The sequence below is a fragment of the Mucilaginibacter sp. UR6-11 genome (assembly GCF_020880695.1).
Taxonomy (GTDB): Bacteria; Bacteroidota; Bacteroidia; order Sphingobacteriales; family Sphingobacteriaceae; genus Mucilaginibacter.
The window spans coordinates 633636-657215 of record NZ_JAJIWO010000002.1; the positions used below are offsets into that span (position 1 = coordinate 633636).

Annotated in this window: 14 protein-coding genes; 5 read left to right on the forward strand and 9 right to left on the reverse strand. The window is 41.3% G+C overall.

Annotated features, from left to right (window positions below):
• Window position 1: 1 nt before the first annotated feature.
• From LJ658_RS08055 to LJ658_RS20530, 4 genes are all read right to left on the reverse strand, one after another.
• Window positions 2–2374, reverse strand: a complete 2373-nt coding sequence (locus LJ658_RS08055; protein WP_230545972.1) for an ABC transporter permease — start codon at window positions 2372–2374, stop codon at window positions 2–4.
• A 19-nt stretch (window positions 2375–2393) separates the two neighbouring features.
• The gene (locus LJ658_RS08060; RefSeq protein WP_230545973.1) at window positions 2394–4745 is read right to left on the reverse strand and encodes an ABC transporter permease; all 2352 of its coding nucleotides are present in this window, start codon (window positions 4743–4745) and stop codon (window positions 2394–2396) included.
• Window positions 4746–4844: 99 nt separating this feature from the next.
• Window positions 4845–5522, reverse strand: a complete 678-nt coding sequence (locus LJ658_RS08065; RefSeq protein WP_230545974.1) for an ABC transporter ATP-binding protein — start codon at window positions 5520–5522, stop codon at window positions 4845–4847.
• A gap of 39 nt (window positions 5523–5561) precedes the next feature.
• Entirely contained in the window at window positions 5562–6815 is a 1254-nt protein-coding gene (locus tag LJ658_RS20530) for an HlyD family efflux transporter periplasmic adaptor subunit (protein WP_230545975.1), read from the reverse strand.
• A 261-nt stretch (window positions 6816–7076) separates the two neighbouring features.
• Here LJ658_RS20530 and LJ658_RS08075 point away from each other — a divergent pair, with 261 nt between their 5' ends.
• The 3 genes from LJ658_RS08075 (at window position 7077) to LJ658_RS08085 (ending at window position 11420) form a co-directional block, all read left to right on the forward strand.
• Window positions 7077–8435, forward strand: a complete 1359-nt coding sequence (locus tag LJ658_RS08075) for a sigma-54 dependent transcriptional regulator (protein WP_230545976.1) — start codon at window positions 7077–7079, stop codon at window positions 8433–8435.
• Window positions 8425–9765, forward strand: coding sequence for a PAS domain-containing sensor histidine kinase (locus LJ658_RS08080; RefSeq protein WP_230545977.1), 1341 nt, complete (start codon window positions 8425–8427; stop codon window positions 9763–9765). Before LJ658_RS08075 ends, LJ658_RS08080 begins: the two co-directional genes overlap by 11 nt.
• A 110-nt stretch (window positions 9766–9875) precedes the next feature.
• The gene (locus LJ658_RS08085; RefSeq protein ID WP_230545978.1) at window positions 9876–11420 is read left to right on the forward strand and encodes a carboxylesterase/lipase family protein; all 1545 of its coding nucleotides are present in this window, start codon (window positions 9876–9878) and stop codon (window positions 11418–11420) included.
• Between the two features lie 64 nt (window positions 11421–11484).
• Here LJ658_RS08085 and LJ658_RS08090 read toward each other — a convergent pair whose 3' ends face one another.
• The 5 genes from LJ658_RS08090 to LJ658_RS08110 form a co-directional block, all read right to left on the reverse strand.
• Window positions 11485–14046, reverse strand: coding sequence for a family 20 glycosylhydrolase (locus LJ658_RS08090; protein ID WP_230545979.1), 2562 nt, complete (start codon window positions 14044–14046; stop codon window positions 11485–11487).
• A gap of 159 nt (window positions 14047–14205) precedes the next feature.
• Complete coding sequence (locus LJ658_RS08095; protein ID WP_230545980.1) at window positions 14206–15816, reverse strand: SusD/RagB family nutrient-binding outer membrane lipoprotein; 1611 nt, start codon at window positions 15814–15816, stop codon at window positions 14206–14208.
• 28 nt (window positions 15817–15844) lie between these two features.
• Window positions 15845–19192: a SusC/RagA family TonB-linked outer membrane protein gene (locus LJ658_RS08100; protein WP_230545981.1), complete on the reverse strand. Its 3348-nt coding sequence runs from the start codon at window positions 19190–19192 to the stop codon at window positions 15845–15847.
• A 143-nt stretch (window positions 19193–19335) separates the two neighbouring features.
• A complete protein-coding gene (locus tag LJ658_RS08105; RefSeq protein ID WP_230545982.1) occupies window positions 19336–20322 on the reverse strand; it encodes a FecR family protein in 987 nt (328 codons plus the stop codon).
• A gap of 138 nt (window positions 20323–20460) precedes the next feature.
• Window positions 20461–21018: a sigma-70 family RNA polymerase sigma factor gene (locus LJ658_RS08110; protein WP_230545983.1), complete on the reverse strand. Its 558-nt coding sequence runs from the start codon at window positions 21016–21018 to the stop codon at window positions 20461–20463.
• 262 nt (window positions 21019–21280) lie between these two features.
• Here LJ658_RS08110 and LJ658_RS08115 point away from each other — a divergent pair, with 262 nt between their 5' ends.
• Complete coding sequence (locus LJ658_RS08115) at window positions 21281–22468, forward strand: PAS domain-containing sensor histidine kinase (RefSeq protein ID WP_230545984.1); 1188 nt, start codon at window positions 21281–21283, stop codon at window positions 22466–22468.
• Window positions 22465–23517, forward strand: coding sequence for a response regulator (locus LJ658_RS08120; protein ID WP_230545985.1), 1053 nt, complete (start codon window positions 22465–22467; stop codon window positions 23515–23517). The genes LJ658_RS08115 and LJ658_RS08120 overlap by 4 nt, the downstream gene beginning before the upstream one ends.
• Window positions 23518–23580 lie beyond the last annotated feature (63 nt).

Sequence of the window (23580 nt, forward strand, 5' to 3'; positions counted from 1 at the left end):
TTTATTCGCTTCTTAAACTTTTAACGGGGTTGGCCAAAGCGGCTTTTATAGATTGAAAACTAATAGTAGCAAGGGCTATTAATATGCCTGCTATACCCGCTATTATAAAAACCTCCCATTGTATTTTGATATGATATTGATAGCCTTTAAGCCAGCTAAACATCGTCCAATAAGCAATCGGGAATGCAACAAGGCATGACAACACTACTAACTGTAAAAAATCCTTTGAAAGTAAAGCGGTAACACTACTAACACTTGCGCCTAATACTTTGCGTATGCCGATCTCTTTGTTTCTGCGTTCGGCTGTGTAGGCAGCTAAGCCAAACAGGCCCAGGCAAGAAATGAGAATGGCCAGCGCAGCAAAAACGCGCGATAATTTACTCACAAGCATCTCGCTTAAAAACATTTGATTAAACTGTTCATCTACAAAGCGATAATCAAACGGGTAGGCGGGGTTATCCTTTTTCATTACAGCTTGTATTGCAGTTAAAGTTTTTTCTATATCCTTTTGCTCCTTTGTGCGCACATACATCACAGCAGCATTTTTAGGCGGAGTAATAAAAAACATTACCGGATCTGGTTTATTGTACATATTGCCATACACGTAATCGTTCACTACACCAACTATGGTAGCCTTTGTTGTATCGCCTTCATAATGCATGGTTTTACCAACTGCACTGCCTTTCCCCATTAGTTTTTCTATTGATTTGGTTACCAGCATACGTATTGGCCGGCCGGTATCTGTTACAGCAAGGTTCCTTCCCTCCAGAACCCTTAATCCTGATGTTTCAAAAAACTCAGGTGTTACGTATCGTTGTGATATTAAAACCGTTGATCCCGGGGGTTTGCCGTCCCAGGCCATTCCGTTGGTGTTATTGCCGCCATATATTATTGCATGATCAGATAGTGCTACATTTTCAACATAGCCGGTATTGATCAGGTCCTGTTTAATCGCATTAAAATTTGCGGACATCTGGCCTTGCAGGTTCATCTCTATCAGGTTGTTTTTATTAAAACCCAGTTCTCTGCTTTTAACATGCTGTATTTGCTGATAAACAATGACGGTACAGATAATTAAAATTATAGACACGCTAAATTGAACAACAACTAATCCTTTGCGGACGAAGGACGCACCGCTGCTTTTTAATTTTAGGCCTTTTAATACGGCTATTGGATTAAAGGAAGATAAATATAACGAAGGATAACTACCTGCAATCAGCCCACAAGTCACAGTAATTACCAGCAGGCCAAGAATATGATAAGGATTGTTTAACCCAATGGTTAATTGTTTGCGCACCAATGTATTAAATGCCGGCAAAGCCAATAAAACAATTATCACCGCTGCAACAGCTGCCATAAAAGCCATGAACATCGACTCGGCTATAAACTGCAGGATCAACGATTTTTTTTCTGCTCCCAATACTTTACGTACCCCAACTTCACGCGCACGCTTCTCGCTACGTGCTGTGGCCAGATTCATAAAATTGATACAAGCAATAAAAAGAATAATCCAGGCGATAATTGTAAATAGACGAATATATTCTATCTGGCCACCACCGGTCATTTTGCCATCTTTAAATGAATCGCGTAAGTGCCAATCATTCATAGAAAATAAAAAAGTATGCCCTATTGCCGTGGGCTCACGTCGTTGTATATAGTTATAAAGCTGTTTATTAATTGTTTCGGGATTTACGCCAGGCTTTAGTTCGACATAAGTGCTTAATGAATAGTTGCTCCATTTCCATAGCCAAGGGCTGTTGTCATAAAATAATTTAAAAGGCATAAGCCATTCAAACTGCAACGTAGAATTTGATGGCAGGTCCTTTATGACGCCGGAAATAATATAGTCTGTTTTATTGCCAACCCTGATAGATTTACCCACCACGTTTTTATAGTCACTAAAAAACTTTTTGGCAGTTTTTTCTGTAATTACCAATGACCGTAGTTGTGCAAATGCCGATGTGGCATTACCCTGTACAAATGGTAAAGTAAACATGCTAAAAATAGAGGCTTCAGCATATTTGCCAGAAACAAAGACAGATTTATTGCCAACGCTAAATAATAAAGAGGCTGGATCTTCAGATGTACGGCATACATTAGCCACGCCGGGCAGCTCGGCTTTTATAGCGGGACCCATTACGCCTGGCGTGGATGAATGGGTTAATACATAACTATCATATTTTTCATTTTCCCGGCAAATGTACAGCCTGTCTTTTTTTGCATTTACGCTATCAAAATTGACTTCGCCTTCAACCCATAAAAAAATAAGCGTTGCACAAGCAATACCGATAGCCAAACCAAAGATGTTAAGAAAACTATACGCCTTATTATTTGTGAAGGCGCGGAATGCGGTTTTAATGTAATTCCTTATCATAATGATATTTTTAAATGCTCTATTCGCTTCTTAAACTTTTAACCGGGTTAGCCAAAGCGGCTTTTACCGCCTGGTGGGCGGTGGTAAGCGCCGCAATAACTAATGATGATGCTATGGCTATAAAAAATATAGCCGGGCCGATGGTGATGTGATAAGCAAAATTTTGAAGCCATTTGTGCATCATATAATAACCCAGCGGCGCGGCTATTAGAAAAGCAACTGCTATTAAAAGCACAAATTCGCGGGTAAACAGGCCAATAATACTTTGAACAGAGGCGCCTAAAATTTTACGTATACCAACCTCTTTGGTGCGCTGCGATGCCGCGAAAGATATCAGTCCGTACAAACCCAGACAGCCAATTAGTATAGCTATGTATGAGAAGAGTTGAAATGCAGTAAAAACTTTTTGTTCCTGTTTATACATAGCGGCAATGTGCTCGTCAATAAACTCATATTTAAATACATCGTCCGGGAAAAGCTGGCTCCATTGCTTGCCAATAGCGGCAATAGTTGCCGGCATATTTTCGGGCTGTAACTGAATAGATGCCGAGCGAAACCTGTCGACATTATATTGAAGTACACAGGCTCTGATTTTTTTATGTTTTGATTCGCTCTGAAAATCTTTGACTACACCGATAACCGTAGCTTGTTGCCCGCTAACATTAATGAGCTGGCCAATGAATTTCTGCGGATCTTGTACGCCAAGGTCATGCATCAGCGTTTCATTAACTACTACCTTATTTGTGCTGTCGGTTGGGGCCTTGCGGGTTATTTTTTGGCCGGCCAGCATAGTCATGCCGAACATATCGGTATACTTTTCGTCAATGAATTTTAGTTCGGTAACATTATCTTTTGGAAAGCCAAGTGCCGGCGCAGAAAACGGCGCCCATGAATTGTTATAAGATGGTGACCCGGAAGAAACACAATAACTTTTTACGCCGGGCATTGTTGCCAAATGCTGCTCAAAAACCTCGCGTTTCTCTTTTACCGGCATTCTTACTGATATTACAGCATCTTTATTAAAACCAAGATCCTGATTCTCGAAAAAATCCATTTGATGAGCTACGATCAGCGTGCCCACGATCATTATTTGCGATATAGAGAATTGTGCAACTACCAAAGCTTTACGTAAGCTTAAACCGCCTTTAGAAGCTGAAACTTTATTCTTAAACGAATCAGCCGGTTGAAAGCCCGATTGAACAAATGCCGGATAAAGACCGGCAAATAAAATTACCGAAACGGTAATAGCAGCTATCCAACCCAAAACTTCAGGCTGCAAAAGCTGGCCCGCGCTTATCGTAATATTCATCCAGGTACCGGCCTTAGCTAAAAATAATGCACAGACAGCAACGCCAAGTATAACTGACGTTAATACTAAAATAGTAATCTCGCCCATAAACTGGCCAATGAGTTGCCCACGGTTAGCACCTAAAACTTTACGTACGCCAACCTCTTTAGCACGTTTTATAGCACGGGCAGTTGCCAGATTTATAAAGTTGATGCAGGCCGTGATAATGATCAATAAGGCTACGCCAATTAAGGCATAATAAGTATCTTTTGAAGTTGGTGTTACAATGTTGTTGATATAGCGCTGGTCAAAGTGGACGTCTCTTAAAGGCTGCATAAGTAACCTGGCATCTTTAGCTATATCTGCTCCCCAATTTTTTTTTATAAAAGCGGGCATCCTGCTTTGTAACTGTTTAATAGAATAATGTTCAGGAATAACAACGTAAGCATAACTGCCGCCCGATATATTCCAAAATTCAGTTGATGGTTGCTTAAAAAATGTATTCATTGAAATGATCAGGTTAAGCGGCAGACTGGTATTGGTTGGCGGATCCTGAATTACACCGGTTACTTTAGTTGCCTGATCACCAAATTTTATTACCTGGCCCATCGGATCAGTGTTGCCAAAATACTTTTTGGCTATGGTCGATGTTAACACTACGCTGTTGGGTTGACTTAGCGCAGTTTTTTCATCACCTGCCAGCCATTTATATTCAAAAACTTGTGTTAGCTGGTTATCGCCAAGTACCAGGTTGATTTCGCGGAAGCGATTTTGACCAACCTGCATCGTAGCGTCGGGCTGGTAAAAAACCTGGGTTGAATGTTCTAACTCCGGGAAATCATTACGTAAAGCAGGCAGAACAGCTAAAGAGATGTTAGAATTAAAATCCAAAGCGTTTAAGGTTACCCTGTAAGTGCGGTTGGCTTTACTGCTGCTGTTATCGTAATTAAGCTCGTTACGTACAATCAGGAAGATGGTAAGGCATGATGCCACGCCCAATGTCAAGCCAAAAATGTTTAAAAAGGTATAGCTTAAGTTACGGCTAATGTTTCTGAGGGCTATTTTAAAATAATTTTTGATCATGGCTGGCTGGTTTAATCTTCCGATGGCCCTTCCTAAGCAGGAAGGGCCGGAAGCACTTAACTAACTAATTGTAATTGTTTAGGAGGCATATTTTTTATTTTATATCATGATATTTTCCATAACGGTCTGTCCATCCAGCAAACGGATGATCCGATGACTATAACGGGCATCATGCTCTGAGTGGGTAACCATTATAATAGTTGTTCCCTGCTCGTTAAGGTCAGTCAGCAATTCCATCACTTCGTTGCCGTTGCTTGAGTCAAGGTTACCGGTAGGCTCATCTGCAAGGATTAACTTTGGATTGTTAACCACGGCGCGGGCAACCGCCACACGCTGCTGCTGGCCGCCTGACAACTGCTGCGGATAATGGTTACGGCGGTGCATGATCTGCATTTTATCTAACACTTTTTCAACGCGTGCAACGCGCTCAGAAGCGGGTACGCCTGTATAGATCAGAGGCAACTCAACGTTTTCAAATACAGTTAGCTCGTCAATCAAATTAAAGCTTTGAAAAACAAATCCAATATTATGTTTGCGCAAATCGGCACGTTTGCGTTCGTTAAAATCAGCAACCTCAATGCCGTTAAAAAGATAACTGCCACCATCCGGGTCATCAAGTAGCCCCAGTATGTTAAGCAGGGTCGATTTGCCACATCCCGAAGGACCCATTATGGCAACAAATTCACCCTCTTTAACATCAATTGATAGTTTATTTAAGGCGATGGTTTCCACCTCCTCGGTGCGGTAATACTTTTGTAATTCAGTAATTTTTATCATGTGAGCCTCCTGCCCAAAAGGGCACGTTAATTTAATGTCTTATTTATTTAATATCAGTTCCTGTATATCGCCATAGGTTTCATAGCTTGATGTTATGACTTTATCGCCCGGTTTAAGGCCTTGTAATATTTCATAATAATCAGTGTTTTGCCGTCCTAATTGTATATCAACTTTATAGGCAGATTTGCCATCTTCGCTCATTTTAAAGATCCAGTTGCCACCTGTTTGCTGGTAAAAGCCGCCCTTTGGTAATAGTACCTGTCGTGTTTCGTCGCTAAGTGCCAGTAATATCTGCAGTGTCTGGCCCCTGCGGATGCCTGTTGGCGCCGTTCCGACAAACTGCATATCTACCTGGAACTTTCCGTTGGCTACCTGAGGAAATACTTTGGTGATCTTTAATGTATAATTTTTATCTGCGAAGGTAAATGTGCCAGTCAATCCTATGTATATCTGCGATATGTAATGGTCGTCCACGTCAACACGTACTTTATATCCTGATAACACGTCGATTTGTCCCAAACGTTCTCCCTTATTTTTGTTTTGTCCCACTTCCGAGTCCATAGAGGTAAGTTGGCCATCAATAGGTGCTCTGACAATAAGATCAGATACCTTCTTTCGCATCAGGTTCAAGGTATTGCGCATTTGTGCATATTGCTCTTTAGTTTGGATGTCTTGCTGTTTGGTGAGCAAAGTATCCTGCTTCAAGATCTGGCTGGTTAGTTTTTTGCGGTTTAACTGGTACTGGTAAGTATTAAGCGCAATCTGATATTCCTGCTGGCCAATGGCTTTTTGTTCATATAAATGTTTGTTCAGCTTATATAAACGCTCAGCTTCTTTGTAGGCATTATCTACATCGGCCATTTGATTTAGCTTGCTGATGGTGTTTTGCTGTGCATTGTTATGCGATATCTGCATTTGTGTCTGGGCCGCATAAACGTTGGTTTCCTGGTTGGCAAGGCTCAGTTCCAGATCGGTATTTGAAAGTTTTAATATCGGATCGCCTTTTTTAAGGTTGGCACCATCTTCTACATATTTAGCTTCTACCAGGCCACCTTCAACGGCGTCCAGGTAAATAGTGGTAATAGGCATTACTATACCGTTAACAGGTATAGTAACCTGGAAAGGCCCCTTTGTAACCTGGCTGATAGTTAGCCGCTCGGTATCAACCGTAAGTTTGCTTTTACCCGAAGTAAAATAGATGCTGCCGCCGATCAATAAAACTAAGACGGTTATGCCGCATATGGTTAATATGCGCTTGGTGTTCCACTTTTTCTTTTCAATTATTCTATCCACGATATTAAAATCAGATTCATTTGTATGTACTAGGTTATACAACAACGTGCCATAATATAAGCAACTGTAAATCAAATAAATACTTTGTTTTTTTAAAAATATTCGTTCGTTTATGAAACAACAGGTGTACGGTTTTGATACAGTTGTTTTTACATTCCCCGATACAAAAAATTGTTTTACAGTTATTTACGCTTATGGAAGTATTATTGACTAAACCTTATTAAGATAGCTATTATATTTAATTGTATTTTCACGTATTGTATGTTATTAAAAAAAGCCACCGTTTTAATTGTTGATGATGATCCGGACGTACTTACTGCCGTAAAGCTTTTGCTTAAAACGGAAGTACAAGAGGTTATAACCGAAAAGAACCCTGAAAACCTGAACAGCTTGCTACAGCGTAACGCTATAGATATTATTTTGCTGGACATGAATTTTAACAGCGCAATTAATACCGGTAACGAAGGTTTATACTGGCTGCGCAAAGTGCGCGAATGGAAACCCGGGGCCATTGTTATTATGATAACAGCATATGGCGATATCGACCTGGCAGTACGTTCATTAAAAGAAGGCGCCGCCGATTTCATGGTAAAGCCCTGGCATAATGACAAACTAATAGAAGTTATAAAAGATCTGTTAGATAAAAAGGATAATGACAAGTCTGTTAAAGCAACGTCGGCGAAAAACGCAGGTGCATTAACACTGTTGCATGGCGAGTCGCAATTAATGCAGGATATCTTTTTGAAGGTTAATAAAATTGCACCTACCGATGCCAATATACTGATACTGGGTGAAAACGGCACGGGCAAGGACCTGATAGCAAAGGCGATACATGAACGCTCTTTACGCGCAAACAAACCTTTTATCAAAGTAGATGTGGGGTCGCTTACCGAAACTTTGTTTGAAAGCGAACTGTTTGGCCATAAAAAAGGCGCATTTACAGATGCCCGCGAGGATCGTTCAGGGCGATTTGAAGATGCCAACGGCGGCACTTTGTTTTTGGATGAGATTGGCAATATATCGTTAAGACAGCAAGCCAAACTGCTTACCGTTTTACAAAACCGGCAGGTAACAAGGCTTGGAAGTAATAAAGCCACGGATATTGATATCAGACTGATTTGTGCCACAAATCTGCCGTTATACGAGCTGGCAAATGATGAAAAATTTAGAAAAGATTTGGTTTACCGAATAAATACGGTTGAAGTTACCATGCCCCCGTTGCGTAAGCGCGACGGCGACGTAATACTGCTGGCCAGGCATTTTGCCGGCATCTACGCGGCAAAGTACTTAAAGCCGGCTATAACTTTTGATGACAGTGCTTTGCAAAAATTAGACAACTATCATTTCCCCGGCAATGTCAGGGAGTTACAATATACCATGGAACGGGCTATTATTATGGCCGACAGCAACGTGCTACGGGCAGGCGACTTAATTTTTTCATCAATAGAAACCAGCCAGGTTGAGCCACAGCCTGTTGACGACATGCCATTAAGTATGCTGGAAAAAACAACCATTTTGCGGGTAATAGAAAAGCATAACGGCAATATCACCCGTGCGGCTAAAGAACTTGGTTTAACCCGCACTGCACTCTACAGGAGGCTAAGTAAATATGATATTTAAGCGGTACGAATTACGCATATTACTACGTGTTGCCCTCTTGTTTTTAACGCTTCTGGGCCTGAGTTTAATTATAGTTAGCCATTGGTACATGTACCTGCTGATAGCCGTTCCGTTGGTTATTTTAGTATTGGCTGATTTGTTAAGCTTCCAAAAAAAGGCACAGCATGAAGTTGAGCAATTTGCTGAATCTGTACACTACCGCGACTTTTCGCGCCATTTTGATGTTGGGCGGGCACCTACCGAACTTAAGCCCTTACGTAAAGGTTTTAATGAGATCAATACTACGTTTAAAGCAATAAGCCGCGAACGCGAAACACAGTACCATTATCTGCAAAAGATACTGGAACTGGTAGATACCGGCATTATATCATACGAGCAGGAAACCGGCGAAATTGGTTGGCTTAATGAATCATTTAAGAAAATATTTGGCATACCTTATTTAAAAACTATTTACTCGTTGCAAAAACGCGACGAGGCTTTGTATATCGAAGCAATGAAATTAAAACCTGGCGATAGCAAGGTGATTTCTATATTGCGTAACAAGCAAATGATAAAAATTTTGCTTACCGTAAGCGTCATGCGTAGTGATGATAAAATTTATCGGTTGCTGGCGTTTCAAAACATAAGCGAAGCTTTAGACGAAACCGAGTCTAAGGCCTGGCAAAAACTGCTGAATGTAATGACTCATGAGATTATGAACTCTGTGGCGCCCATTTCGTCCCTGGCAGATACCTTGAAAAACCGCCTGCAACATTACAGCATAGGAACCAGTACCAATGCAGATCTTGATGATCTGGAATTAGGCATCGATACCATTAAACGTCGTAGCGAAGGATTGCTAAAGTTTACAGAAAGCTATCGTAACCTTAATAAAATCACTAAGCTTGACCTTAAAAGGGTATTGGTACGCGACTTGTTTGAGAACCTTAATAGCTTAATGCAGCCTACCCTGGCGCAAAAAAACATTGAGCTTAATATTGTGCTGCGCGATACGCAAATGGCTATTGAAATTGACTTGAATTTAGTTGAGCAGGTTCTGATTAATTTATTGGTTAATGCCATAGAAGCGGTGAAAGACCGGTCTGAGCCGTCTATAACCTTAAGTGCCGAACCGGGTAATAATAACAAGCCGTGTTTAAAAATTGCCGATAATGGCAGTGGTATGCCCCCTGAGTTAATTGATAAAATTTTCATTCCTTTTTTTAGTACCCGAAAGTCGGGTAGCGGGATAGGACTTAGCCTCTGCAAGCAAATAATGATGTTGCATAAAGGTAATATCCAGGTGCAATCTGTTGAGGGCGAGGGATCTGCATTTATATTGCTGTTTTAATTGACCTTTCGCTTTTTGAAAAATTCGGATAATTAAGTTATAGCTCGCGTACGGCATGTGCAGGTAAATATTAAATTTGCCTAACCAATTATATTTTATCCAAAATCAGCATGAAAAAGATCTTTCTTTTAATATTCATACTTACCAGCATGAATATTTATGCCCAAAATCCGCAGATTAAAACCGCCAATGGCACACTGCAGGGTGTTACTGAAGTTAGCGGCATTATATCCTATAAAGGTATTCCGTTTGCGCAGCCACCCGTTGGCGAACTGCGATGGAAAGAACCGCAGCCCCCCTTAAACTGGACAGGCATTCGCAAGGCAGATCATTTTGGCCCGCAAGCCATGCAACGTGCAATTTACGGGGATATGAGGTTTAGAAGCGATGGTAAAAGCGAAGATTGTTTGTATCTTAACATATGGACTCCAGCTAAAACCGCCAGCCAGAAATTGGCGGTGTTGGTTTATTTTTATGGCGGAGGATTTAACGCCGGCGATGGCTCTGAATATCGTTATGATGGCGAGGCACTGGCAAAAAAAGGGATCATTACGGTTACTGTTAATTACCGTTTAGGAATATTCGGTTTCCTGGCTCATCCTGAACTTACTGCCGAGTCGGCACACCATTCTTCAGGAAATTATGGCCTGCTTGATCAGCATGCAGCTTTAGTTTGGGTCAAAAAAAATATAGCTGCTTTCGGCGGCGATCCGGATAAGATAACAATCGGCGGCGAATCGGCAGGATCAATGTCGGTATGTGGGCAGGTAGCTTCACCGTTATCAAAAGGACTTTTCAGAGCAGCAATAGGTGAGAGCGGTTCGCTTTTAGGTAATTTGTCGCCAACATCTTTGGCTGATGCGGAAGAAATCGGGGTAAAGTTTGCGGCGTCTATCGGTGCCGGATCTTTAGCTGATCTTCGTAAGATCTCTGCCGATTCGTTACTTAAGATTTCCGCCCGCGGGCGTTTCCCGATTGCCGTTGACGGGTATTTCCTGACCCTGTCGCCGCAGGCAATTTTTAATGCCGGTAAACAAATGGATATCCCGCTTTTAGCGGGCTGGAATTCGGCCGAATCAGGCCCGGGCGGTGTGCTTGGCTCGTTAAACCCAACATTGGATAATTATAAATTAAGCGTACAAAAATTATATAATGACCGCGCACAGGATATCTTAAATGTTTACGCCCCGGCCACAGACGCCGACGTGGCACAAGCAGCCACCGATCTGGCTTCAGACCGCTTCATTGCCTACGCTACCTGGAAATTTATCGATATGCAAACTAAAACGGGCAATAAACCGGTATATCGCTATTTTTTTACCCGTAAGCGCCCCGTTATGGTTGGTGCGCCAGCCGGTACTGCAGATCACTCGATGGGCGCCGCGCACGCTTCAGAAATTGAATTTGCTTTGGGGAACTTACCAACCAATAAAGTATACGCCTGGACACCTGATGACTATAAGACTTCAGAGACTATGCAAAACTACTTTGTAAACTTTGTTAAAACAACCAACCCTAACGGTACCGGCTTACCGGTTTGGGAACGCCTTAAAAGTGGCAACCCACGTATAATGATAATTAATGAAGACAGTCAATCACGCCCCGAAACCAATGCCAAAAGATATGCGGTGATGGATAGCTTTTTTAATAAATAGGAACACCAATTATTAAAAAAAGAAAGCCTGTATTGATGTACAAGCCCATATGCAGAACTTGTTTTTAATTGTTGATGGTGCTGGTTTTACCCTGCCGCCCGGTACTGTCAAATATGGCTAACTTTATTATTCCTTTATTCTTTATTGGGCCGGTGTATACCTGGCTGTTTGCCGAAGGTTCTGTGCCATCCGTTGTATAATGGATTTTTAAGCCAGGTAACTGGGTATTTACTACCACCTGCCCATTCTCAACTATTGCGCCTGGTGAAGGTATCCGATAATTAAATCCCCCTGCATAATAATTTAGGCGCGGCAGTTCATGCTTACCTAATACATTAACAAAGTTCGACCAGGCCTGTTGGTATAGCGCTTTGCTCTTTAAAGTATCTGTTTCTACGGCCCAGTGCGGGTTTTTTGCCCAGGCGCGCTCGGCCAGGCCCAGTAATTTTGGTAATAGCATATATTCCATCCGTTGCGGACTTTTTAATGTTTCGGCCCATAAAGCACCCTGCAAACCAATTATATTGGCAATGCCGGTGGCTGTCAACCTTTCTTTAGCTGCAAAAGCAACAGGATTCAGTGTTTCACCCATTCGGCCTTTTGTTGTGTTTTTAAAATAGTCGTAGGGTATAAAACTAAACGGACGGTCAACGTCGGCGTAACCGCCCCAATAATATCCCGGCTCGTCAAAAGCTTTATTGTAAGCCATATCAAAATACAGGTTGGTTACCGGCGATAAAATGACTTTATAGCCATTGTTGGCCAGTTTATAAGCCAAATCTTCTGACCCCCAACCTAAAACATTGTTCCAAACTTCAAGGTGGATATTTTGATTGGCGGGTGCGGGGGTAATAACAGATATTTTCTTACCGTTTTGCATTACCTTTTTGGTGCCAACTTCTTCCCAGGCGGTAAGATATAGATGGTGGTCCTGCAAAATTTTATTAACTTTTCCGTAGTAATAGACCCAAAGGTCATCGGTGCTTTTAATAGTTGTATCAGCCCTCATTAAGCTGAAAAATGCCGGGGATTTTTCCCAAACACCCGCCGGCACTTCATCGCCGCCATAATGGATGGTTTTAAGCGGGGCACCGGCTTCCGAATACATCTGTTGTAGCTGAGTAGTAACAGTTTCAATAAACAGGTAAGTTGATGGCAGCGACACATCTATTACATTATCAGTATAATACTGGACGGAGCTATATTTTGAGCTGTCTTTCAGGTCGCGTAACAGGTATTGTGTTGCCAGTTGGGGTTTATTTTGACTGACGTAGAAATTATAACGTGCATCCATAGCTTTAATGGCCGCGCGCGCATGACCGGGCCCTTCAATTTCAGGGATTACGGTGATATGTCTTTGGGTGGCATATTTTAGTATAGCTATAAAATCAGCTTTACTGTAAAAACCAGTGCCCGAAGTATTGCGTACAGACGGACCTGAACCCAACGATGGCTGTAAATTCTGATGTTCATTTATAGAGTGGCCTCTTTTACCGCCGACAGCCGTTAGTTGCGGGAGGGCTGGAATTTCTAACCGCCAGCCTTCATCATCTGTAAGATGAAAATGCAATACGTTTAGTTTATAAAGCGCCATTACATCCAACAGTTTTAAAATCTCCTTTTTCGGCTGAAAGTTTCGGGCTACATCCAGCATAACCGCACGGTAACTAAATCTTGGTTTATCTGCAACGTTGAGGCCAGGAAGCAAAATAATTTTCTGCGGACGACGCCATGCGGCGGCGGGTAGTAAAGTTTTAAAAGATTGTATCCCATAAAAGATACCAGCGCCTGATGACGCCGAAATAGTTACCGCGTTATTGTCTACGCTTAACTCATAAGCTTCGGCGGGCATAACTTTGTAAATAAGTTTGATCTTCCTGTTTGGATCTTTAACCGCGGTGGTAGTAATTAAAAGTTTTGCAAGCCCGGTACGTAATAACGCGGCTTCGTTTTTAAATAAGCTATTGGCTATAATATTTGCACCGCCATCCAGCTTAAAAGTTGAGTTAATTGGCTCATAGCTATCAGGAGTAGGGAATATTTTGACCAGACTGTCTGCAGAGATATTGCGGATGGTTTTATTTTGCTCAAATAATAATGCGGGATTGCTTGCCGCTACCAGATCGGTTGGTGTACGATTAAGTTGTTTTGACTGGGTCGAAGGTATCAAAAATGGCGTTTTTAAGGCGTATGCTTTGCCTGGGGCTTTATCCCAAACCAGGTAGAAGCCTTGTGGAGTGTCGGACACATTAGTTAACCAATTTAAAGCCACCATCTCAATCCGTAATGAGTCGCTGGCCTTTATGCCGGTAAAATTTGAATTTGGCGAAAAGTAATAAAGATCACCGTTTACATGCGTCACTTCTATATTGCCGGTAATTGATTCGGGTACTAAAGGCTCATCGAAATTGAAATATATTTTCCAACCTTTTGCAGGTAACCAGGTGCCTTTTTGCATACTAAATGTTAGTGCTGCATGTGCCTGGGGCTTGTTATTATAGTTGTTTTCAATCGTTTCCCATTTTAAGTTTATACCATTAGCAGTAGCATCAATAGTTTTTTTTTGTGCCGATACTGTGGTAGCTATAGTGATATAAAACAATAAGGCCGGTAATAAATATTTCATTGACTTTGTATTACTAAACGGTAAATATAACAGATTGGCATAATTAAATTAATATGCCTCCAAGGCGGTTTAGATATTTATACAGCGGTCGTTTGTCGAGATTGAATAAATAGATAAAAAAATCCCCGCTTTTTATAGCGGGGATCCAACAATCAAATATTAATTACTATCCCACCAAACACGTGATGTAAGTACATCACCGCCTACCACAGCATTATGTGCCGCATTGTAGTTTGCAGTATTTGTTCCGGCCTCGGTAATAGGATAGGGGAAACGACGCGGGATAGTGCCACCGGTATTATTACCTGGATAATTTACAGGTACCAATAATGGGTAACCCGATCTTCTCCAGTTTGACCATGACTCATAAAAATCAAGCATGGTGTTAGTTAGCGCCCAATATTGGGTGTTTATCATTTGTAAACCATTTGCTGACACATACGGGTGCGCCAACATATATAACTCGGCATCAGTTATTGTAACTGCAGCGGCCGGGTCATATTCGCCAAGATAAGTCATTGATGCAACCACCCCATCATGGTAATGTTGTGCTGCACTGCCGCCCAGGCCAAAACGTTCAGCGGCATCGGCCCACAATAATTCAGACTCAGCATAGGTTAACACAAAAGTTGGGCCGCCTCTTTTTATCAGATTAGGACTTGGCGATGAATAATCAGGAAAGGCTGTAAAACTTGGATCCTGGCGTATATCCTGTGCAGCAATGCCACTAAGGTCTTTACCGTTAGGCATACCCTTTTGCACGGCAGCTGTTGAATTAGCAGCCGGATTTTGAGTTTTAGTGTTTTCATCAATATACAAGTTAGTCACCGCCACTTTTGACAGACGCGGATCGTTATTGGTTTTTAAGAAATCAATAAATGTTTTTGACCAGCGGGTGTAGTAATTTTCCTGGCCGCCATCACCCAAAAGTATCTGGCTGTTACGGTTAATAGTGTTACGCCCGCCCGAGGCATCGCCCATAAAAAAAGCATCATCAGCATTGCTGGCCATGGTGTTGCCAATTGCTTTTTGAACATACGTTTTAGCTGTTACTGGATCAACCTTGCTTAAACGCATGGCTACACGCAATAAAAGGGTATTGCCAAATTTTTTCCATTTAGCAATATCGCCATTGTAGTATTTGTCTCCGGTTGGTTTATCAGCGGCAGGGTCAAGTTGTGTAGTCGCATCTGATATCTCCTTTAACAAATCAGTATAAATAGCTTGTTGCTTGTCATAAACCGGGAAATAGTTTTTTTCATAGTACCCAATACCGGCTTGTGAATAAGGCACATCGCCATATAGATCAGTTATACGTTCAAAAATCAGCGCCTTCATGATACGGGCAATTTGGTGCAGGTTTTTGTATCCGGCTTTGCCGGTGGTTGATTGTACCACATCAACAATGGGCCTTACCTGCTCCGGGTATGCACCGTCACCCGCCGTTGGTGTGTTGCCAGAAAAGCCCCAGTAAGCAGCGGTATATCCTGAGTTTAAAATGTATTTATCGCCCGCCCAGTAGCTGATAACAGTTGAAAGGCCCTGTATCATGGTTGAACAGTAAATCAAATTACCCCGCCAGGTGTCATAGCTAAAATCTGAACTGCCAGAATAACCCAGTTGTGCACTGGTCAATAAATAATTGGGGTCAAAGTTGCTTTGATTATAGGTGGCCGGGTTGGTATTTATCTTTTCGAAATCCTTTCTGCAACCCGTTGAAAGAACTACACCCGCAAAAATAAGTGCAGTATATATAAATATCTTTTTCATCTTCAATAAGATTAATAGTAGTTAATAATTAGAATTTAACATTCAGATTCAAACCATAAGTTCTGGTTGCAGGTACGCCACCTAACTCCAGGCCTTCAGCATTATAACTGTAATCAGATTCCGGATCTATATTGTCGGTTCTTTTTAACAGGTAAAACAGGTTACGCGCGACTAAACTGATAGAAGCCGTTTTTATAGCGCCATGCAATAAATTTACCGGGAAGTTATAGCCCAGAGTAGCCTGTCGTAATTTGATGAATGTCGCATCCTGAACAAATAAGCTTGAAACGTTAGTTGCCAAAGTGGTGTAATAGGTTGATGCGGCTGTGCCCAGCGTTTCGCGATTAACTAATGTAGCCTGGTGCAAGCCGAATACATAACCGTAGTAATTTGTAGCTGAGAATATTTTCCCTCCAAATTTACCGTCTATTAGGAATGACAGGGTAAACCTTTTGTAGCTAAATTCGTTATTCCAACCCGCTATCCATTTAGCATAAGCCGAGCCATATGGCTTCAGGTCACCTTGTACCGGTATGCCTGCAGCATCTTTTACAATTGCTCCTGTACCATCGCGTTTGTAATCAAAAGCCATGATCTGGTTAACAGGTAAGCCAACAATGTCTTGTGTAAAGCCATTACCTGTGCGTGACGTTGCACCAGGTAATGATGTTTGCCCGGCCGCTAAAGAAATAACCTTATTGTTATTTATTGATCCGTTGAAAGATGTTGTCCACTTAAAAGAGCTGGTTTTGAAAGGTATGCCTGATATTAACGCTTCAACACCTCTGTTTTGCAATTTGCCGATGTTAAGGATGGCACCGCCATAACCGGATGTGATTGATGCCGGAGCGGCCACTATTTCGTCTTTTGAGTTTTTGTTATACCAGGTAAGATCCAGGTTTAAACGATCATTAAGAAAACGCATTTCTGTACCAATTTCTAACTCAGTTGCTAATGAAGCGACAAGGCTGCTATTGGGTACGTTTGCATTAGCGATTACACCCAAAGGGCCGCCGTTTACAGACCCGTTGAAATTATAAGCCAACTGTGTTTGATAAGGAGAGGTTGCTTGTCCAACCTGGGCAAAACCTGCGCGCAATTTACCAAAGCTTAACCAATCGTTTTGGACGAAATTAGAGAAAACGAAAGATCCGTTTACAGACGGATAGACTTTATTTAGTGGATTATTAATACCCGGGGTAGCTAAAGTAGAGTACCAGTCGTTACGGATTGACCCGGTTAAGTACAGATAATCTTTGTAATCTAACTCTAACGTGCCGTAAAGCGACTCAACCTCCTGATCAGACGGCGTGTAAACCAGTGGGTTTGCTTGTGCGATATTTGTGATCACATATACATTTGGAACAATAAAGTTGTTACCACTCATGGTAAATAACTCTGATTTTGTACGACGATAGCTACCGCCAATATTGGGGATCAAGGTGAAATCGTTTAGCTTATAGGTTTTTCCTAATAAGATATCGGTATTTATATCAGAGAAATTAGTGGTGCTTTCTGATAGCGTTCCAAGCGGGCGGTAGGCTGTACCAGTTGGCACAACCGCCGTGAAACGGTCATTATAAGCGTCTCTGCCGGCCCGGCCCTGTATAAAGTAACCATCATCAAAGTTATATCGTAAAGTTGCTGATGATATTAACCTTTCGCGGTTGGTGTTATTAATAAATTTCTCGGCGGCAAACCACGGGTTGGTGGCATAAACGTTGCCAGAATAACCATATTCGCTACCATTAGGATTGACTGTTTTCTTTAAAACGTTAACGTCAACACTTGTAGGTAACAGGGTTACGTTATAATTTGAGTTGCCCGGACCATCACTTAAAAACGGCCTGTTATGGGCCTGTTCTAATATGTAGTTGTTTCTAACGTCAACCGTAAATCGTTTAGTAATGTTATAGTTGGCTGTTAAGTTAAAGGTTTGCCTGTTTAAACCAGAGTTGGGTGTAATAGCGTTGTTGGTTAAGTCGCTGGCTGAAAACCGTACAGAACCGCCTTCAAAACTTCTGTTTAAAGCTATCGTATTGGTAGCTGTTTGTCCGATACGATAAAAGTTTTGGATATTGTTTTTTTGCGCGGTATAAGGACGTGCAACCCCATCAAACTGCACAACGTTTGAGCCATCCAACCTGGCGCCCCAGCTTGACTGGCCGGATTGATAGGCGGTGGTAGCGTCGGCTGGTTTAATGCCGTTTGCGCCCTGACCGTAAGTATATTGCCAGTTGGTTGAGTTAATTGCTTTTTCGGCAACATAATTTGAGTTAAACTCGATACTGTTGCCCTTACCGCTTTTAGTAGTAATTAAAATTACGCCGGCTTTACCGCGGTAGCCATATAAGGCTGACGCAGCGGCGCCTTTCAGGACAGAGATAGTTTCAATGTCATCCGGATTTAGGTTGCCTATGGCATCACCCATGTCAGACTGGTTGTCATATTGCTGTCCGGGTGCGCTATTTGGCGTATTATCCATAGGGACACCATTAACAACATATAATGGTTGAGTGGTTTGGGTTAAACTGGATACGCCGCGGATTATTACGTTTGAGGATGAGCCCGGGCCACCGGCAGTAGGGCTAACATTGAGGCCGGCAACTTTGCCTTCTAATGAATTCATTACGTTTGGCTCACGGGCCTGGGTAAGCTCATCGCCTTTTACTTCCGTGATAGAGTAGCCAAGGGCTTTCCTTTCCTTTTTTATACCCAGGGCAGTCACAACCACTTCGCTTAATTGCTTTGAGTCTTCATCCAGTAAAACACTTAATGAAGCCGGCGAAGTAATGGTTATTTCTTTCGATAAATAGCCGATATAACTAAATGTTAAAACATCGCCTACATTGGCATCGATAGCAAACTGGCCATTTACGTTGGTTTGCGTGCCTGCCTGTGTCCCTTTTAAAGTGACGGTCACACCAATTAATGGCTGGCCGCTCGCATCTCTTACTACGCCGGTAATTTTTATGGTTGATTTGGTGTTGTCGGTATTTGCAAGCGAAAGTGCCGGCATGCTATTTACGTTTTGTGCTACACCGATAAAATTGCCAACCAGTTTAAATTGCAATTGGGTGAGTTGATGGAGCTGCGTTAAAACCTGGGCGAGTGGCTGTTTATTAATATGCAGGGTTAATGCAGGTAAACTGTTAATTACCTGTGCGTCATATACAAATGTCACACTTGCCTGTTGTTCAATGCGTTTAAATACCTGTTTTACACTGGCTTTGTCCACATTTAGATTCATCTCCTGGGCGCGGGTTCCCTTTGCCGCCAGTAATGCGGTGCAACAAACCTGGATCCCAATTATAATTGTAGCAATGCGCATGCATTTTCGAAGTATGGGCAGTAATTTGCCGTAAAAATTCTTCATATTTGTAATGGTTTAAATACTATTATTAAACTGAGCCGATGCTGTTTATGGGTCTCAAGCATGTATCCAGCCGGCTAACTTATTCCGGGGGCATTTTATGTTCCCGGTTTTTTCTTTTCGTAGCTTCTACGATTAAGAACAGGTTATTTCACTACTACTGTACTGTCATTGGCCATTTTATAGTTAAAGTGTTTAGTAAAGCTTAATATTTCCATTATGGTATCAAGACGTTGATTGCCTAACGTAATGGATATACGTTCATTTAAAAGATTTTTATCTTCAACAGTTATTTTGGTATTGTATTTCTTCTCAATTGCCCTAAATACATTGTTTAGATTTTCCTGGTCAAAAACAAGTACGTTTTTACACCATAAGTTCACTACATTTTCACGTACCGGTTCTTTAACAACATATTTGGTTGCCGGGTTTATAATAACCTCCTCGTGTGCTACCAGCATTATGGCTGGCTTGGTTGGCTGGCATGGTATGGTAATACCTACCTTACCGGTAACTACACTAACCTTAGTGGTGCCCTCGCGTTTGTAAGAACGCACATCAAACGAAGTACCCAGTACGGTAACATTTAGATTTTTAGTTTTTACTATAAAGGGAAGATGATCCATGTGCCTGACATCAAAGAATGCCCTGCCCTCTACCAATTCAACTTCGCGCACTTTGCCAGTAAAATGTTTAGGATATTTAAATATCGACCCGGAATTTAACCAGACTTTTGAGCCATCGGGCAGGATCACGCTAATTACTTTATTAAGCGGTGCGTTAACTACATAATGTTTTTCGGCAATTAATGGTTTATCAGCAGGGCGCAATGCAAAAAAGCCGGCTATAAAAATAGCGGCTATTGAAGCTGTCTGCCACGCCAGGCGTTTAAAGTTAAATTTGCGGCGTATTATTGGGGGTTCGATTTCTTTCTCAAGTGCTATCCGTTTTTGCAAATCGCTGAAAATGCGTTGTTTAACCTGCTCTTCGGTTTCTGGCGAATTATTGTTTACCGCTTCAACCCAACCATAATTGGTTTCGTCGTACCATTGATGAAGCATTTGCTTTTCTTCGGCCGAGGCTGTTCCGGCAAAATACTTTTGTGCCAGGCGTTTTAGTTCGTTTGTACTCATTATGGATTTTATTACCCTATTTAATACTATAGAGTATAATTAATTCCAAATACCCTCGGTCATAAATTGTATTTTTTGAAATTAAATGAAGATGCTTTTTGTTTAAGCCAAATTAAGAGGAGGTAACGTTGGGTGGTACTATAAGAACAAGCTTACAGCATTGCCCAAATTGGTCCTTATTATACGCAATGCCTTGGTGAGGTGCCCTTCTGCTGTCTTTTGGGAAATATTTAGCTGTTCAGCTACAACTGCAAGTGATTGGTCCTGTAATTTATTATATTGAAATACCAGGCGGCATTTCTCCGGGAGTTTATTTGATAGCTCGGTAATAATCTCTAATAATAATTTGTCGTCTATATTGGTTTCTGAAGTAGCTTCAGCGGTTATTAAGCCAATAACGTTTTCCTGCTGTTTTGTTCTTTTATCTTTCGATAGGTAGCGATAAACAGCATAACGTGTCATAGCTGCCATATAACCTTTCAACGACTGGATATTTAAATCCATCCTCTTTTTCCATAACATCAAAAAAACATCCTGAACAATCTCTTCAGCAGCTTCTGTGTCTTTTAATAACCGATGCGCCTGCCAATATAACTTGTTCCAATATCTATTATAAATCTCTGTAAATGCCAATTCATTCCCGGCCCGCAACAGCAGTGTAAGTTCGTCGTCCTCAAGTAAATGAATGGCACCCACAACTTTTTTTTAAAACGAATATAACATAAAATTAACGAACCCAAATATCAGCCCAATTAAATTATTCCGGTTAATATCTAATCAGAAACAAGTTCCCGGAGGCAGGCCAATATCGGTTATATAAAATAAATGATCTGACGGTAGACACAATATTTATAGGAAAAAATGACGATCGTCACTTTTCAATGTAAAGAATATTATATTTTGTATGCTATACATTGCCCATATTTGTGATAACAATCATTATTAAGAGATATCCGATATGGAAAATGCCGCCCTGTTACAAGCAATTATTCAAAATGCAATTGACGGTATCATTACTATTGATGACAGAGGAAAAATTGAATCGATAAATCCTGCTGCCTGTAAATTGTTTTTATACACTCCGGAAGAAGTGATAGGTAATAATGTTTCTATGTTGATGCCGCCACCGGACAGGGATCAGCATGATGAATATATAGGCAGATATCAGCGTACTGGCGAGCCCCATATTATAGGTATAGGGCGTGAAGTTACCGGCTTGCGAAAAGATGGCACGCGCTTTCCGTTTAGATTAGCAGTAAGCGAAGTGCAATTCTCAGGGCGTAAAATTTATACCGGTTTTATCCATGACCTAAGTTTACAAAAGGAAGCCGAGGAGCAATTAAAAGAATATGCAATCCATTTAGAAGAACTGGTTGAGGAACGTACCTTATCCTTGCGCTATTCGCTCGAAGAGTTGCAACAGGCGAAAGAAGAGGTTAGTTTATCGCTTGAAAAAGAAAAAGAACTGGGCCAGCTAAAAAGCCGGTTTGTTTCTATGGCATCGCATGAATTTCGCACCCCGCTCAGTGCCGTGCAATTATCCGCATCTTTAATAGATAAATATGCTGCGCCGTTTGATAATCCTAATATCATCAAGCATGTAGCCCGGATAAAAAATGCGGTAGGAAATCTTACGGCTATTTTAAATGATTTTCTGTCACTCGAGAAATTAGAGGCGGGTAAGGTGGAGCCATCTTTTAATAGTTTTGACCTGGTTAAGTTATCCGAAGAAATAACGGAAGAGATGCAAATGATAGCTAAACAGAATCAAAATATTATATATCAGCATACGGGTATAAATAGCACAGTTATGCTCGATCAAAATTTATTAAAAAACTGTGTGATAAACCTGGTAGCTAATGCTATTAAATATTCGGGAGAAAATACTTTCATAGAATTTAATACCGAGATAAATGAACAAAATTGTATTATTACTATAAAAGACAACGGTATAGGTATCCCGGAGAGTGACCAAAAACATTTATTTGAAGCCTTTTTCCGGGCTCATAATACCGGCAATATCCCGGGTACGGGCCTGGGCCTAAATATAGTTGCACGTTATGCTAAACTTATGAAAGGCACAGTTGATTTTAAAAGCGATGTTAATCAGGGAACTTTATTCACTATATCATTTCCAATATCATGAGCAAAAAAGTATTAATTATTGAGGACAACAACGAAATTCGTGAAAATGTAGTAGAGATTTTAGAATTAGCCGATTACGAGGTTTTTGCGGCAAAAAACGGAAAAACCGGCGTTGATATGGCTGTTAAAAATTTACCGGATATTATATTATGCGATATTATGATGCCCGAGCTGGATGGCTATGGCGTTTTATATATGTTAAACAAATATCCTGAGACCGCTGCAATTCCGTTTATATTTCTGACCGCAAAGGCAGAGCGCGTAGACTTGCGTAAAGGAATGGAGATGGGTGCGGATGATTATCTAACAAAGCCCTTTGACGATATGGACCTTTTAAATGCCATTGAAAGCCGTATTAAAAAAAAGGAAGCGCAGCAAGCCTTTTACAGTAAATCATTAGATAATTTAAATGCTATAATTTCAAAAAACGACGGGCTTGCCGAATTAAAGAAAATAGTACAAGAACGAAAAGTCAGGCAGTTTAAAAAAAATCAGGTTGTTTATTATGAAGGCGACAAGGGTAATGGGTTGTATTTATTAATTAGCGGAAGTGTTAAGACCATTAAACTGGCCGAAGACGGCCGTGAGTTGATGACAGGTATTTATGGCCCTGATACATATCTGGGTGTACATGCCATGCTGGCAAATGAAGATTATACCGATACCGCTACAGCATTAGAAGATAGTGCGTTATGCCTTATCCCTAAAGATCAGCTGGAGCAGCTTTTGAATATGTACCCAATTGTTGCAAGGGAATTTATCAAGTTGCTATCAAATGATATCCGCGAGAAAGAAGATAAATTGTTGCAACTGGCATACCATTCTGTCAGGAAAAGAATGGCAGAGGCCATGGTGCGGCTATCACGTCAGAGTGGTGATGAGCGTGAGACTTTTAAAATATCAAGGGAAGATCTGGCAGCAATGGCTGGCATGGCCACTGAAACCGTTAGTCGTACATTGTCAGATTTTAAAGATGAGGGACTGATTGATAAAAAGGGCAGTTCAATTACGATATTGGATATTAACCGCCTGGCTAAAATGAAAAACTGATAAAAGTCATTTTTCTATTTGACCGTACTCACACCTTACACCGGGCTTTAGCGGTAGTTTTGC